General features: G+C 63.9%; 9 protein-coding genes and 1 pseudogene. 3 read left to right on the top strand and 7 right to left on the bottom strand.

The annotated features are described in order from the left end of the window. The first annotated feature begins 330 nt into the window (after positions 1 to 330). The gene (locus QNM97_RS06800; RefSeq protein ID WP_283822120.1) at positions 331 to 1080 is read left to right on the top strand and encodes a hypothetical protein; all 750 of its coding nucleotides are present in this window, start codon (positions 331 to 333) and stop codon (positions 1078 to 1080) included. Here QNM97_RS06800 and QNM97_RS06795 read toward each other — a convergent pair. From QNM97_RS06795 to QNM97_RS06780, 4 genes are all read right to left on the bottom strand, one after another. Next, on the bottom strand, positions 1002 to 1634 hold the full coding sequence (locus QNM97_RS06795; protein WP_283822119.1) for a TetR/AcrR family transcriptional regulator: 633 nt from the start codon (positions 1632 to 1634) through the stop codon (positions 1002 to 1004). The genes QNM97_RS06800 and QNM97_RS06795 overlap by 79 nt on opposite strands. Before the next feature lie 385 nt (positions 1635 to 2019). Beyond that, positions 2020 to 2847: an abortive infection family protein gene (locus QNM97_RS06790; RefSeq protein ID WP_283822118.1), complete on the bottom strand. Its 828-nt coding sequence runs from the start codon at positions 2845 to 2847 to the stop codon at positions 2020 to 2022. Positions 2848 to 2989: 142 nt separating this feature from the next. Next, on the bottom strand, positions 2990 to 4657 hold the full coding sequence (locus QNM97_RS06785) for an ATP-dependent helicase (RefSeq protein ID WP_283822117.1): 1668 nt from the start codon (positions 4655 to 4657) through the stop codon (positions 2990 to 2992). Between the two features lie 80 nt (positions 4658 to 4737). Next, entirely contained in the window at positions 4738 to 6438 is a 1701-nt protein-coding gene (locus QNM97_RS06780; protein ID WP_283822116.1) for an ATP-dependent nuclease, read from the bottom strand. Between the two features lie 1464 nt (positions 6439 to 7902). Between QNM97_RS06780 and QNM97_RS06775 the strand changes: the two genes are divergently transcribed. Together QNM97_RS06775 and QNM97_RS06770 are read left to right on the top strand one after the other, a co-directional pair. Further along, positions 7903 to 9068, top strand: a protein-coding gene (locus QNM97_RS06775) for an IS3 family transposase (RefSeq protein ID WP_283823118.1) whose coding sequence is annotated in 2 segments (ribosomal slippage) — positions 7903 to 8187 and positions 8190 to 9068 — 1164 coding nt in all. Because the reading frame shifts where the segments join, the coding sequence is not laid out codon by codon here. Between the two features lie 472 nt (positions 9069 to 9540). Then, a pseudogene (locus QNM97_RS06770) lies at positions 9541 to 10648 on the top strand (oxygenase MpaB family protein). Here QNM97_RS06770 and QNM97_RS06765 read toward each other — a convergent pair. The 3 genes from QNM97_RS06765 to QNM97_RS06755 all read right to left on the bottom strand — a co-directional run bounded on the left by QNM97_RS06765 (position 10612) and on the right by QNM97_RS06755 (position 14112). Next, complete coding sequence (locus QNM97_RS06765; RefSeq protein ID WP_283822115.1) at positions 10612 to 11757, bottom strand: acyl-CoA dehydrogenase family protein; 1146 nt, start codon at positions 11755 to 11757, stop codon at positions 10612 to 10614. The pseudogene QNM97_RS06770 and the gene QNM97_RS06765 overlap by 37 nt on opposite strands. Positions 11758 to 11777: 20 nt before the next feature. Then, positions 11778 to 13019: an acyl-CoA dehydrogenase family protein gene (locus QNM97_RS06760; RefSeq protein ID WP_283822114.1), complete on the bottom strand. Its 1242-nt coding sequence runs from the start codon at positions 13017 to 13019 to the stop codon at positions 11778 to 11780. Between the two features lie 115 nt (positions 13020 to 13134). Then, positions 13135 to 14112 carry an AraC family transcriptional regulator gene (locus QNM97_RS06755; RefSeq protein ID WP_283822113.1) on the bottom strand — a complete coding sequence of 326 codons (978 nt, stop codon included), beginning with the start codon at positions 14110 to 14112 and terminating at the stop codon, positions 13135 to 13137. Between the last annotated feature and the right edge of the window lie 181 nt (positions 14113 to 14293).

Genomic DNA, 14293 nt, shown 5'->3' with positions numbered 1-14293 from the left:
TGGTCGGCATGAACACCAGCGCCACCGGGGACTCACTGTCCTCCGAGATCGCCGCTCTGGCCACCGACGCGGCGCGCTTGGCCGAGCAGTTGGCCGCCGTCTCGGAACCCGATGACGCACTGCGGCTTCAACTCGCCGACGACGCGATACGCCGCGCACGTCTGGATCTCACCTACGCCGACGCCGCGCTCGGCGACTCCTCACCCGCCCGCTCCAGTGGTCGTCGGGAGACCATCCGACTCATCGTCACCGCCACCCGAGCGCTGCTGCAGCGCACCGCGGACGAGGTGGCGCGCGCTGCGCTCCCGACCGCACGCGGTGCTGATCCGCGTGGTCATCACCCTCGCGATCAGCCTGTCGCTGGTCGTCGTCTATCGATCCGTGGGGTGGGCGACCTACGAGAAGGCCGGGTCGCTTACCCTGTATGTCTTCGGTGGTGTCGTCGGGAGTGTGGTGTGCACCAACGCGTTGTGCTTCGACGCCGCACGGGTGTGGACCGACATCCGGGCCGGTGAACGTCTGTGGCGGATCCTGGTCGCCAAGAACCTGATGATCCTGATGGGGGTGGCGATCGCCGCCACCCCCATCCTCGCCTACCTCGCGGTCACCACCGACCTCGACCTCGCGGCGATGATCGATCAACTCGTCGTCATGGTGCTCGTCTGGCTCGGCGTGGGCAACGTGCTCTCCGTGGTGGCGCCGCTGCGACACGAATCGCTCTCGGCGCGGCTTCGCGACGGGACGTGGCGTCCGTATCTGGTGTCCTTCGGCGTCTCCTACGTCGTCGGGCTCACGGTGAATCTGATGATCTATTGGCGCCTGTGGGCACGCCAGCTGGCGTCGGAATCGCTGACCGCCCCGTCCTGGACACTGCAGTTGTTGCTGCTGGCCAGCGGTGCGCTGCTGTGGATTTCGTTGACCGTGATCGCGGTGTCGGTGGCCGGCCTCGCACCGGTGCGCGTGATGCTGCTGCGCGAGGTGCTCGCGACCCCCACCACCGATCAGGTACGTGCGGGTGCCGATCGCAGGACGAAGGCGGTCGCCGCATCGACGACGACGTCGAGATCCGACCCCAGATGACCGCCCAGCCACTGCCGTGCCAGCTCGGCCATCGCGCCGGCGAACATCACCGCCCCGACCTGATCGGCCATCGGGCGTGACGTCCGATCCCCTTGTTGTCGAACGGTTTCGGCCAGGACCGAGGACATGAGGAGTTCCTCGGTCGCCACACGACGGGCGGCGAGCACCGGGTTGGCGCGGGCGTGGGTGAACAGGATCGCGCCGCGCCGTGGATCGTCGCCGGCATGACCGAGCACAGCGCGGATACCCGCCGCGGTACGCGATCGTACGGAAGGGCCGGCGCACTCGATCGCCGCGGCGACCACACCCGCGAGGTCGGCGGCCACCTCGTCGTAGAGCTCGCCGAGTAACTCGTCGAGGTCGGCGAAACTCTCGTAGAAGTAGCGGGAGTTGAGGCCGCTCGCGCGGCACAGCGCCCGCACCGACAGCGCCGACGGGTCGTGACCGAGCAGATCGGTACCCAGCAGGTCGTAGGCCGCCGCGATCAGCAACGCCCGTCGTTCGGTACGCCGATCGCTCAACGACACCCCGGCCCATCGGGTCGTGTTCGACATCGTCTCACCGTACGGCGCGTGGTGAAGTCACGAAAGGTCTGGTCACAGGTGTGACCAGACCGCAGTCTGGCTACATGCTGCCGCGCTCGCCGAAAGTCTGGACTGGCTAGCTGGGAAAACGGTGAATTCCTGGACTCTGATTTGATGGAAAGTCTGGACTCGCTCGAAACATCGCGCTGACCTGCAAGAATGGCCGGCGGTTGGCGGGTTGAACACAGACCATTGGGTGGGCAGCACCGGTCAAACTCACCCGCTTCTGCGATCGAGCGCGCCGAACAAACAGTTCTTGGACGACCTCGTAAGTGAGGTAGAAGCCGACCGCAGCGGTGAGGACCTGCCCGCGATCTTTCAACGACCGAGTGAAACTCGTGGTAACGGCCAGCGCTCAGGGGCGACGCCCGAGCTGCCGGTCAAGCGTTGTCAGCACCAGCTCAGCGACACTGCATGCCTCGCGAACCACCATCTCAGCTATTTCCGACGTGACACCGGTTGGCAACGTACGTCCGTGCCCAGTGCCGTGCGCATTGCGGATCTCGCTGACTTTCGACGCAATGGCCCATGCGGATTGCAGAATCTGCTGCACCTGCTTTTGTGCGGGCCCGGATGCGGCCTGCTGTGGCAGCAGCCCGAGCCGCTCCCGCGCGAAGTGCCAAAGCTTGCTGAAGTCGTCCTTCGAGTCGTATGGCCAGCCAATTTCATCGAGCACAAACTTAGCGACAGCCTCCAACAAATCCTTGGCCGCGCCGAGTGCCAGTGCAGGGTCGTCGTCAGCTTTGAGCAGCCGAGCGAGCTGCTCATCGAGTGCTGCGCGGCCGCCGGTCGACAGGTCGATCGGTCCAGCAGTCCGGAGCTCACCGATCTCGGTAAGCTCAAACCCCTCGGCCTTGAATGCCGTCTGGAGACGCGTCATGACATCGGCGCCGATGCTCCCATTCGTGAAACAATCAAGCGCTCGGAGATCGACAAGTAGTGCATCTACGACGTCGCGGGCATGCCGTGGTTGGCGCCGAACGGCCTCAAGGACCCGCCGTACTCGTATCTCCTTGTTGGGGTTAGATTCTGCAGACGGATCGTATGGCGCGACGTCGTCGAACCCATATCGGTTGAACACAGCAGTGAGTTGACGATGCGTGGGTCGTTCGACGGCGGGATCGTACTTGTAGATCTGTGCAAACCGCACCGCAATGTCGGCGCTGATGGGCGGACGGCTCATGTCTTTAACTCCTTGTCTGGGTCAGGAAGTTCACTCCAGCCTAATGTCCTGGACTAGCCCTGCGAAAACTTGTTTGGTCGACTCCTTGCGATAACATCGACGACCATGACTGGTGGCTTGAGAATTGGGTATCCGCCGCGTGCTAGATAAGGCCGGCTTCACGGAGAAAAATACTCGGCCCGTTGCTCTTTCGGGCCCAACTCGTCGAATACCATCCGGAGTACAGGACCTCCACCGCGTGCCTAGCGCGGGTGAACGAGACATAGAACTTGCGTCGGTCTTCCTCCCACTCGGGCGTGCCGCGCTGCGATTTGTAATACGGAAGCTTCCCCTGTTCCAGTGCCGCGATGAACACATGGTCGAATTCCAGGCCCTTGCTCGCCGACATCGTCGAAACCTCAACGCGCCCATCGCGCATGCGAATGCGGCCTAAGTCGGCCGCAGAGAAGGCCGCCATCGCTCCGTCAGACGCCAGTGCTCCCCGCATCCGCGTGAGCTCGTCAGCGTCGTCTGATCGGAGCACGCTCATTGCTTCACTGGACTCGAGAATAGCGACGATCGGCTCGACGAAGTCGGTCGCGGGCCTATCCGCAGAGGTGGTGAGGAGTACTGCCACCACATCATCGACACTTGCGGACATGGTGTCCCAATCGGCGAGTTGGCGCCAGGCGTCAAGCAGTCCGCCGAGCCCGTAACCGCTGTTTTCCCGGCCGCATGCGGCCCAAGCCGCGAACGCTTCCAGAACGAGCGTCAGCGGGGTGGAGGCGTAGGCATCCGCACGCCAAGCCACAGTGATCCCGTGGTCGTTGAGAACCGAGACGAGCTCGTTGCAGTCGTCGTGGGTTGGTGCAAGAACAGCAATCTCGTGTAGTAATGTTCCACTCGACTGCAGCTCCAGGATTCGACCTGCGATGTAGCCCGCTTGGGCGGTCAATCCGCGGCTTTCACACCGAACGGTCACAGTGCCGCCTGCTCGGGTCGTCACGGCTGCTGAAGGTTCACGCCCGAGGATTCGGCGGCCCGCCTCCGCGATCCGTGCACCACACCGGTAGTTGGTCTTCAGATCAACCCGATGCACGGATGGCAAATTCGCCAACTCAAGTAGCAATTCAGGCCGGGTGCCAGTCCAGCCGTAGATGGCCTGATCTGGATCACCAACGGCGAAGAGAGTTGTTTCGCCATCGTCGAACGAAAGCGCGGTGACTATGCGATGGAGGCCCGGTGCGAGGTCCTGATATTCGTCAACCATCAGGTACGGGTACCGCGCGTGAAGCACAGTTCTCACGAACTGGTATTGCTCTACAAGCCGCACCGCCATGGCGATGACACCGTCAAAGTCGACGTAGCCGTTGGCTCGCAACAAGCTTTCGTATCTCAGTGCAACTGCCCGAATTTTGTCGCCCGTCGCCTCCCATGAGTCTTCGGAAAGTAGTTTACGGTTTCGTTTGACCGTTGCGTCCACGAAGCGGGTGTCGCTTTGAGGTCCGAACACGTAACGGATGGCTTCTCGCATTGCCGCGTTGGTCTCGTTGCGTGGTGCGAGCTCGAACTCTGACCACTCTGGGAAGCCAGCTGCTGGTGCGAGCGGTCGCACGATCTGCGACCACGCGTATGAGTGCACGGTCGCGACAACGACCGTTCGTCCGACCGGCTGCCCCAACGAGCGCGCTCGAGAGCGGAGCTCGGCTGCAGCGGGGTTCGTCAGGGTGATACAGGCAAGACGGCGCCCTGGATCGAGAGCGTTATTCGCCAGCCAAACGGCCTTTGTTACCAACAGTTTGGTTTTTCCGCTTCCGGGCGGAGCGAGCACGGCGCAGTGACCCGTTTGCTGAAATGCTTCCCACTGGTCTGAATTCGTCCGTAGTTCGTCTACTTCGTGCTGTAGCCGGCTCACTTCTGCGGCGCCAGGAGCCACGTGAGCGCGTCAGCGAGGTGTTGCGGAGGATCGAGATCAGTACTCGAAAGTCTTTGGGCGAATCGACCTTTGCCCCCGCTATCTGTGATCATTTTGAGGAAAGCCTTCACCTCCGGAGTCTCTTCATCCCACGCCGCGAGACTTGCGATGTCGTCGTCGTCAGGATCATCGAGGAGATCCTTGAGCACTCCCAGGATGGTGGATCGGTTGGCATCTGACTGCGCGACGATGTCGTGCTCGAAGGTGGTTGAACCGACGAAGATGGCATCTGGGTCGGCGTCAATCTGTTTCTCCAGCAGCTCTTTCCGTCTATTACCCGTCACCTTGATGTCGGGATCGCCGTCAGTCAGGACCGCCCATGGGATTCCCAATGCGTTGCACAGCTTGATATACGCAGAGAAATGAGTACCCCCGATAGCGCACACTGAAATGCCTGCTTTGTCGAGGTCGATCGGAATTCTGCGCGCCAGGGTTGGAACCAAGAGTTGCTCGGCTACCCCTTCGACTAAGAGCACCCGTCGGGCGAAGACCAATTCCGATCGAGTCGCATCCATGTACCGGTCAATATCATTCCACTCAGCCTCCGATAGGTCAGCTCGGCTGGCGGCATGCGCAACCGTGCCGTCGGGTGTAGTGCGCAACATGATCAGGTTTCGCACCGAGGTCACACTCGCGATGTGCGGCGAATGCGTTGTGACGACTGTCGACCGATCGCTGTCGCCCGCCTGCAGATGCTGGAAGAGGAGCCGCTGCAGATGCGGATGTAGGTGTGCCTCAGGCTCTTCGATCGCAAGCAACACGTGCGCGACCTCGGACGTCTGCAAACGCTGCTGCAACTGTAACTCCAAGAGCGAGAAGTACAAGACATTCATCGCACCGAGGCTTGCACTCGAAAGCTGTCGTTGGGCGGAGCCATCGACAAGAAGTTGCATTGCCCGAATCAGTCGTCGAGGGTCTGGCGGTACCGCTGCGAGGGTGGCTTCGAGTCCCTGGTTCGTGCCGACTGTCGCTGTCGTGCTCGCCGAGATGCGCTGGCTGAGTGTGATCAGGGGGTCGAGAGTGTTCAGCGATTCATTTGCAGCTTTCATGGCCTCCTGCACTTTGTCGAGGTCGGCGGCATCAGCGCTTTGGGCCGCACCTTCGAGAAGTGCGCGAAGCGGAGATCGGCGCCAACTCTTCACATCGTTCTCGACGTCGCGTAGCGCATGCATGAAGACGGTGATCAGTCTGTCCCGAACGTCTGAGGAGGATATGGGGTTGTCGTCTGCGCCACCGTACAAACGGGCTCGGTAAACACCGCCGTCGGTAACGAGTGGATCGGGCTCCCATCGGTACGTGAGCCTTGCCGTCATTGGGGTTCCGGAGATGAGCGCGTCGCCCAGTGCTGCGACCACGGGTGGCTCCTTCTCGAATTCTGTGACTTCAAGCGATACTTCGACTGTCTCACCGCTGTTCATCGGATCGTCCTGCGCGGTTGCGAGTCCGTCCCAGAAGTCCTCGGGCCGCAACCGTCGTTGGTCGCCTGAGAGCGTGTTGTCGAGAACCAGGCGCATGGCGTGCAACAGATTACTCTTCCCTGACCTATTCTCGCCGACGATCACAGTGTGACGTGACAGAGGCACGTCGATGTCGACAAGATTGCGGAAGTTCTTCACAACGATTCGGCTCAATCTCACGGAGACACAATAGTCAACGGGTGCTGGAACCCGGGCCATTTCAGGGGACAAGTCCGAGGAACGGCTGCCGAGCTGGCTGGGGACTGCAGCTAGCGCAGATCGTGACGAGCCTTGGACCCCGCAGTTCGATCGTGTCGTTCAACGCCTCAGTGACGAGCGCTGGACTAGGGTTGTATCGAACACGCCTGTCACCACACACGCAGGCGCCCGCGTTCCAAACGTTGAAGGGTGCGTCAGCGCGTGTGTGGCCTAGCTGCAGAGCCGAGGCAAGGTGATCGCCTCGAAGTTTCCGTCTCCAGCGGTGCTGGCGCTGTTGCGCCTTCCCGATCGACTCGGGGCTTGGTGCTCGGCTGTCTCGCACGTGCGCCGCCGGCGCTTCTTCTGAGCGCAGCAGCGGCAAGAACTATGCCCTGAACTGCCCAGACACACAGAAAGCCGGGTGGCGGCCCGGCTCCTGTCAGCGCCTCACGTCGTCAACGTGGACTCCTATTCCATTTCGAAGGATACACTCAGGTGAGTACATTTCAGCGCTTTCGCGCGCCCAAAATTCAGTTCGCCCGCCTCAATTTGGCTCAGAGGCGAGTCCGATGACCGGCCAACCTCAGCCACCAAGGGTCCCCGCTCGACGAGGAACTCGTCGAATCAGCAAGGACCTGACAGCCCTGTTTGGTCGGCAGATGACACGTGCGGATGGGAAACGCGTGCTCGCGGACAATGACTCGGTCGGAGAGATCGCGCAGACGGCCAGACTGTTCTTCTGGGACGGCAAATGCGTCCTGGAGACGACCATGGCCGAGCATGATTCCGTGGATCTCTCGGTTCTCAACCGGCCCGCAGGATCGGAACACACAACAAAGCGCGCTCGAAATTCGGTTATCACACAACGCGATTTGGCGATCATCTGCACTCGGTGCTGGCTGAGTCGCTGTTGGAGGTCGCCTGGATGCGTCAGTTCGACCGCAGGCCACAACACTGGGGGTACATCGGCCAACCATGCGCTGTGCGTTGGCAATACGGGTCGAGGACGATTGTTCACATTCCTGACGTTGCGGGTCAGGATCGCGACGGAACTCGGTGGTTCGCAGACATGAAGTACACGTCTGGTATGTCCACCTACTCAGGCTTGGTCGCCGATCGACTTATGCGCCGAACGTGCACCATGTTCAGTGTCAACTACGAGGTGTTCACCGACATGGGGCGTCAGCGTCGGACCAATCTCGGTGTTCTCGCAATGCGTCGGTGGAAGCACCCTGTGGTTGGCGCGGCGTGGTGGCCGACGGTCGAACGCAGCAAACCGGAAACACTCAGATGGCTGGCGGAACTGACAGGCGGTGGCGCGGTCGGTCGCGAGCGAGCGATACGCGTTATCGCCCAGTGTCACGCGGATACCAAGGGGACTGCTGCATCGATAGGTGACATCTGATCTGGCTTGCCCGAGGGGGTGGGCCTGGAAGGATGGCTATCGTGCCCAAGCCGTATCCGAAAGAGTTCCGTGATGACGTGGTCCGGGTTGCCCGCGAGCGCGAGTCGGGTGTGACGATCGAGCAGATCGCGAAGGATTTCGGGGTGCACCCGATGACCTTGCAGAAGTGGATGCGCCGCGCCGACGTCGACGACGGCACCAAGCCCGGCATGACGAGCGGGCAGTCCGCGGAGCTGCGGGAGGCGAACAAGCGAATCCGGTTGTTGGAGCAGGAGAATGAGGTGCTGCGGCGGGCGGCTGCGTATCTGTCGCAGGCGAATCTGCCGGGAAAAGGTTCTACCCGCTCGTGAAGGAGCTCGCCGCCGACGGGATTCCCGTGGCGGTGTCGTGCCGGGTCCTCAAGCTCTCCCGCCAGCCCTACTACCGCTGGCTCACAGAGCCAGTCACTACCGCCGAATGGGTCGAAGCGCACCGAGCGAATTCCCTGTTCGATGCCCATCGTGACGACCCGGAGTTCGGGTATCGGTTCCTTGCCGACGAAGCAGAAGTCGCCGGTCAGGCGATGAGTGGAAGGACGGTGTGGCGGATCTGCTGCGCCAACGGCTGGTGGTCGAGCTTCGGTAAAAGGCGTGGGAAGAACGGTATGAAGCCTGGTCCGCCGGTGCACGACGACCTGGTCGAACGGGACTTCACCGCCGACAGTCCGAATGAGTTGTGGCTGACCGATATCACCGAGCACTGGACCGACGAGGGCAAGCTCTACCTCTGCGCGATCAAGGACGCCTGCTCGGGGCGGATCGTCGGCTACAGCATCGACTCGAGGATGAAGTCCCGTCTCGCTGTGACAGCGCTCAACAACGCGGTCGCCCGCCGAGAAGACGATGTTGCGGGTTGTATTGTTCACTCGGACAGAGGATCTCAATTCCGATCAAGGAAGTTCGTGTCGGCGCTCAACCGGCACGGTCTAGTCGGGTCGATGGGGCGGGTCGGTGCCGCGGGTGACAACGCCGCCATGGAATCATTCTTCGCACTGCTCCAACGAAACGTCCTCGACCGGCAACGGTGGGCCACCCGCGAGGAACTGCGGATCGCGATCGTCACCTGGATCGAACGGACCTACCACCGCCGACGCCGACAAGCCCGCCTCGGTCGGTTGACGCCCATCGAATACGAGACCATCATCAACACAGCCGCCTCAGCGGCATGACACCCCAACTGTCACCTATCCGTGCAGCAGTCCCAACCTCCTCATACCGTCTAGTTGTGGCGACGCCTTGATATCAAAGAGACCTATGCCGCTCCAGGTACTCGGCGAGCGCTCTCCGCGACCGACTGGCGGGTCTCTCCCGCACCGGCACGATGGATTGCGAGCTCACGTAGCAGATCCTCGGGAAGCCGCACCTGGAACTGGCGACACTCATGTTCGCTCTTCACCCTCGGTGGCGCGGTTGGGGAGCGAGAGTCGACATTGAGTTGATACCTGCGTCATGGCCAAGCCTCGTCACAACCGGCGCCATACTGATGTCTCATGTGTGTGCCGTCCAGAGTCTGTGACCGATGGGGCGCTTTAGTCCAGGAATCCAGACTTTGCGTTCTCCAGTCCAGACTTCGAGCGAGCGCGGCACATGCGTGGCCAAAATCGGTCCGGTCGCGCACCACCACGAGCGCAGGGAGAGACGATGAAGACTCCGTCCGCGATCAAGCTGCCCCGGATCGACCTGGGATCACTGCCGTTGCCGACCCTGCCAGTGCCGACTCTGCCGTTCGCCATGCCGCACCAGTGGGTCGGCGACTGGCTGACCGGCTTCTTCGACGCAAACATCCGCGCAAAGTTCTTCCGCGGCATGGAGTTCGAGAACCCCGCCGGCGATCCGGGATGGTTCGGTCCGGACAGCGCCACCTGGTATGTCCATTCACACACGCCTGCCCTCGTCTTCGGCTTGCAGTGCGCGTCTTATCTGGAGCGCCTCGACCCGAGCATCTACTGGATGGGCATGCACCACTCGCGGCTGGTGCAACGCTCCGACGACCCGGCCGCACTGCCCCGGATCGATCCCGACGGTGCATCCATTCGCCTGGGACACTCGGTCGCCTTCTTCATCGGTACCGCCTACGGCAGCACCGAGACCGCCGAACGAGTGGCGCGCACGGTCCGCCATGCACCACACGATCAAGGGCACTCGTCCCGACGGCGCCACCTACGACGCCGACGATCCCGAGTGGTTGCGCTGGAATTACGCCACCGTGGTGTGGGGGTTGGCGACGGCGCTCGAGATCTATCATCCGCGCCCGCTGCGCGGTGCCGACCTCGATCGCTATTACGGCGAGTTCGTCCGGGTCGGTCATGCGCTCGGGGGCACCGACCTCCCGACCACCAAGGCCGAGACCCTCGAATGCCTGCGGTCGTATCTGCCGCGTCTGGCGTTGACCTACGGGGCGGCGATGGCGACCGGCGCCAACGTGCCCAATCCCGCTGCGGCTGCAGTCGACTGGGCAATCCGCGACACCCTGCCCCGGTGGGCCGGACAACTCGTCATGTATTCCCCGCCTCATCCCGTCGAGCGCCGCGCCCGGCGCAGCGCCGTGTGGTCGCTGCTCAACGCCGCGCACGCCGGCATCGGCGAGCTTCCGGAGTTCGCGGCTGCCCGCCGCCGGGTGGCCGGCGGGACAAACGCGGCCCACACCGAGCCGACACATGTGCCCGGCACCGACCCGGTGCTGGGTCGGGCCGAGATCGAGGCCGAGTTCGCTCAGGCTCGGGCGAGTTTCTCGACCCTCGCCAGATGAGCGTCGGCCGAACCGAATTCGTATTCGATGACGGTGAGTCGCCGGAAGTAGTGTCCGATCGCGAGTTCCTCGGTCATGCCCATTCCGCCGTGCAATTGCACCGAGTTCTGGCCGATGAATCGTGCGGCCCGGCTGATCGTGGCCTTGGCCGCCGACACCGCCGCAGCCCGCTCGGCGGGTTCCGCGTCGAGCGACAGGATCGCCAGATATTGTGCGGCAACGGCCTGTTCGAGCTCGATGTACATGTCGACCATGCGGTGCGCCAATGCCTGGAAGCCGGCGAGTGGGCGCCCGAACTGCTGACGCTGGGTGGTGTAGGCGATGGTGTCGGCCAACACCTTGCGCATCAGGCCGACCGCTTCGGAGACCACCGCGGCGGTGGCCGTGTCCCATGCGCGTTCGAGTAGCGCGAGCGCGTCGGCACCGCGGGCGATCAGTGCGTCGCCGCTCAACTGCACGCCGTCGAGGGCGAGGTCCGCGGCGCGGCGGTCGTCGACGGTGCGGAACCCGTGCTGGGTCAACCCGGCCGGCGTGGCGTCGCCGAGCGGGATCAGGAACAGGCCGATGCCGTCGCGGTCGTCGTCGCCGCCGGAGATCCGCGCGGTGAGGATCAGCTGATCGGCGATCGGGGCGGTGGTGACAACAGCCTTGGCGCCGTGGAGAACCCAGCCGCCGTCGGATTCCTCGGCGCGGGTGGTCACGTGGTGCAGCCGTCCGCCCGAGGTGTCCTCGAGCGCGGCGGTGGCCACGAGGGTCTCGCCCGCGGTCACCGACCGCGCGACCTCGAGTGCACCGTCGTGTCCGGTACGCGCGAGCAGACCGGCGCCGAGGACCACCGTGTCGACGAACGGTTCGACGACGAGGGCGCGGCCGAGCGCCTCGGTGACAACCATCAGCTCCTCGGGGCCGCCGTCGTCACCGCCGACCGTCGAGGGCAGGCACGCACCGATGACGCCGAGTTCGTCGGCAAAGGCGCGCCAGATCTGTGGTTGCCATCCGTCGCCGACCTTGGCGACCTTGCGGCTCTCGGTGAGGTCATAGCGGGAATCGAGAAAGCGGGTGAGCCCGTCGGAGAGCAGTTGCTGTTCGGCGGTGAGATCGAAATCCATGGAGGAAGAAACCTTTCCGGTCAGTACTGGGGCAGGCCCAGGGCGGCCTTGGCGAGGATGTTGCGTTGGATCTCGTTGCTGCCCGCGTAGATCGAGCCGGCACGGTCGTTGAGGTAGAGCAGCGGCGCCACCGCCTGCCACGCCTGCCCACTGACATATCCGTCGGCCGGCGGCACGAAGTCGGCGATCGGCCCACCCGGCGCGGCGGCGTGCGGCTGGTACGCCCGTCCGCGGGGGCCTGCCGCCTCCACGCCGAGGGTGGTGATCTGCTGGCTCAGCTCGGTCGAGAGGATCTTGAGCATCGAAGAGATCGCGCCCGGATTGCGTCCGGCACTCATCTCCGCGAGCGCGCGATATTCGAGAACCTCGAGAACCTTTGCGCGCGTGCGCAGATCGGCGAGCTTGGCGGCGAACGCCGGCTCGTCGGCCAGCGGCACCCCCGACGGCCCGGTGACCGTCGACGCATGATCGGTGAGGTTTTCCACCATCACCTGCAATCCCGGCGCGGCCGCGCCGCCGCCGCGCTCGAACACCAGCAGATACTTCGCGACCGTCCAGCCGTCGTCGATCGCGCCGAGCACGTTCTTCTTCGGCACCCGCACCTCGTCGAAGAACACCTGCGCCTGCACCTGCTCACCCGAGGCCATCACCAGCGGCTGCACCTCGATGCCCGGGGAGTTCATGTCGATCAGCAGGAAGGTGATGCCCTCCTGCTTCTTGCCGGTGCGTGAGGTACGGACCAGGCAGAACATCCAATTGGCCTCGGCGGCATGGGTTGTCCAGATCTTGCTGCCGGTGCACACCAGATCGTCCCCGTCGGAGACCGCCGACATCGACAGCGAGGCGAGATCACTGCCGGATTCCGGTTCGGAGTAACCCTGACAGAAGAAGACGTCGCCGGTGAGGATGCCGGGCAGGTAGAACGCCTTCTGTTCGGGGGTACCGAAGGCGATGATCGCGTGGGCGACCATGCGGATCCCCATGGGGGACAGCGCGGGCGCACCGGCCAGCACCGATTCGCGGCTGAAGATGTAGTGCTGGGTCAGCGACCAGTCGCAGCCGCCGTGCTCGACCGGCCACACCGGCGCGGCCCATCCACGCTTGTGCAGGACCGCCTGCCACTCCATCGACGCCTCGTGGTCGGTGTACACGCTGGTGCGCAGTCGGCCGGCGGCGCGCAGCTCCGGGGTCAGTTCGGCGTCGAGGAACTCACGCACCTCGTCGCGAAAGGCGATGTCGTCATCCGACCAGGTCATGTCCATCGGTGTGCACCTCTGTCTGTATCAAATATATGATCTGCTTCAATGTACGACACAGGTCACTGTGTTTACACATCGGGGGCTCGCTGATCGTTGCCCCGTTGCTGTCGGAGCGCGATCACCTGCGCAGCACTTCCGACGGCCGAGCACCGTACCGCCGCCGATAGGCCGCGGCGAAGCGGCTCGCGCTGCTGAAACCCCACCGCGCCGCAATGTCGGAGATCGTGCCCGCTCCGCGCTCGATGTCGTTGTGCGCGTGCGCCAATCGGATGTCACGCAGGGCCACCGTGGGCGTCGCACCGACGTATTCGGCGAAGGCCTCCTGCAGACGACGCACGCTGGTCTGTGCGAGCGCTGCCATCTCGGCCAGTGTCCACGGTCGCGCCGGGTCGGCGTGCAGGGCGTCGAGGACCCTTTTGACGGTGCGCGGTCGCAGTGGATGTGCCGCGTCGACGGGATCGGGCGCGACCGTGAGCAGGAATGCCGCGGTCACCGCGCCCGCCAGTTGCGGGCCGACCAATGGATTGGCGAGCAGGTCGACGGGCTCGCGGTGTTGCGCGGACAACGCCGAGACCAGGTCGAGCCACGACCGCCCCGCGGCGGTCGCGACGTCGATCTGATCGGGCAGCACGAGGCGTCGGCGCACGGCACCGACGTGGATGCGGTCGGCTTCGCGTTCGAGGTGATCGGCATCGAACTTGACGCCGATCACGTCGCAATCAGCGGTCCACCGAGTGATCTGCGACTCGCGGTCGGCGGCGAAGACCGTCGCTCGTCCGGGCGTCGAGACCACCTCACGCGTTTCGTGGCGCGAGTGCAGTCGTCCCGACATCGGGATGTTGACCTCGTAGGCCCCCGGATAGGCGCAGGTGATCGCGACGTCGGTACCCCAGGTCAGTCGACCGATCGTCACGCCGCCGAGTTCGACGGTCCGCAGTGACAGCGCGACGTCTCCGGTGCCGTCGAGGTCGGTGAGTTCGTGCGGGAAGTACGCATCGGCGACGGCACGGTGCGCGGCGTCCCAGTCCCGGGTCTCCCCGTCCGGTGCCCCGTGCCCGGTTGACGAGTGCCCGGTGGACGTGTGTTCGGTGAACATGCGGGTGGCGGTTCTTTCGTCGGCCCGGCCGGCGGGCTGCGCCGGCCTGAGGTCTTGTCTACCTCACATCGACCGGCTGATGCGATATCGATCACAACTCCATCGCGCATTCGGTGTCTCCCCCGCGCAATCGGTGTCGAGGCCGGTCCCGATCGGCCCTACCGTCTCGGGCCAGAGCAGT

The organism is Gordonia sp. L191 (assembly GCF_030077625.1).
In the GTDB taxonomy this organism is placed as follows: domain Bacteria; phylum Actinomycetota; class Actinomycetes; order Mycobacteriales; family Mycobacteriaceae; genus Gordonia; species Gordonia polyisoprenivorans_A.
Note: the sequence above shows the minus strand (reverse complement) of the source record. Positions and strands in the feature narration are given on the sequence as shown.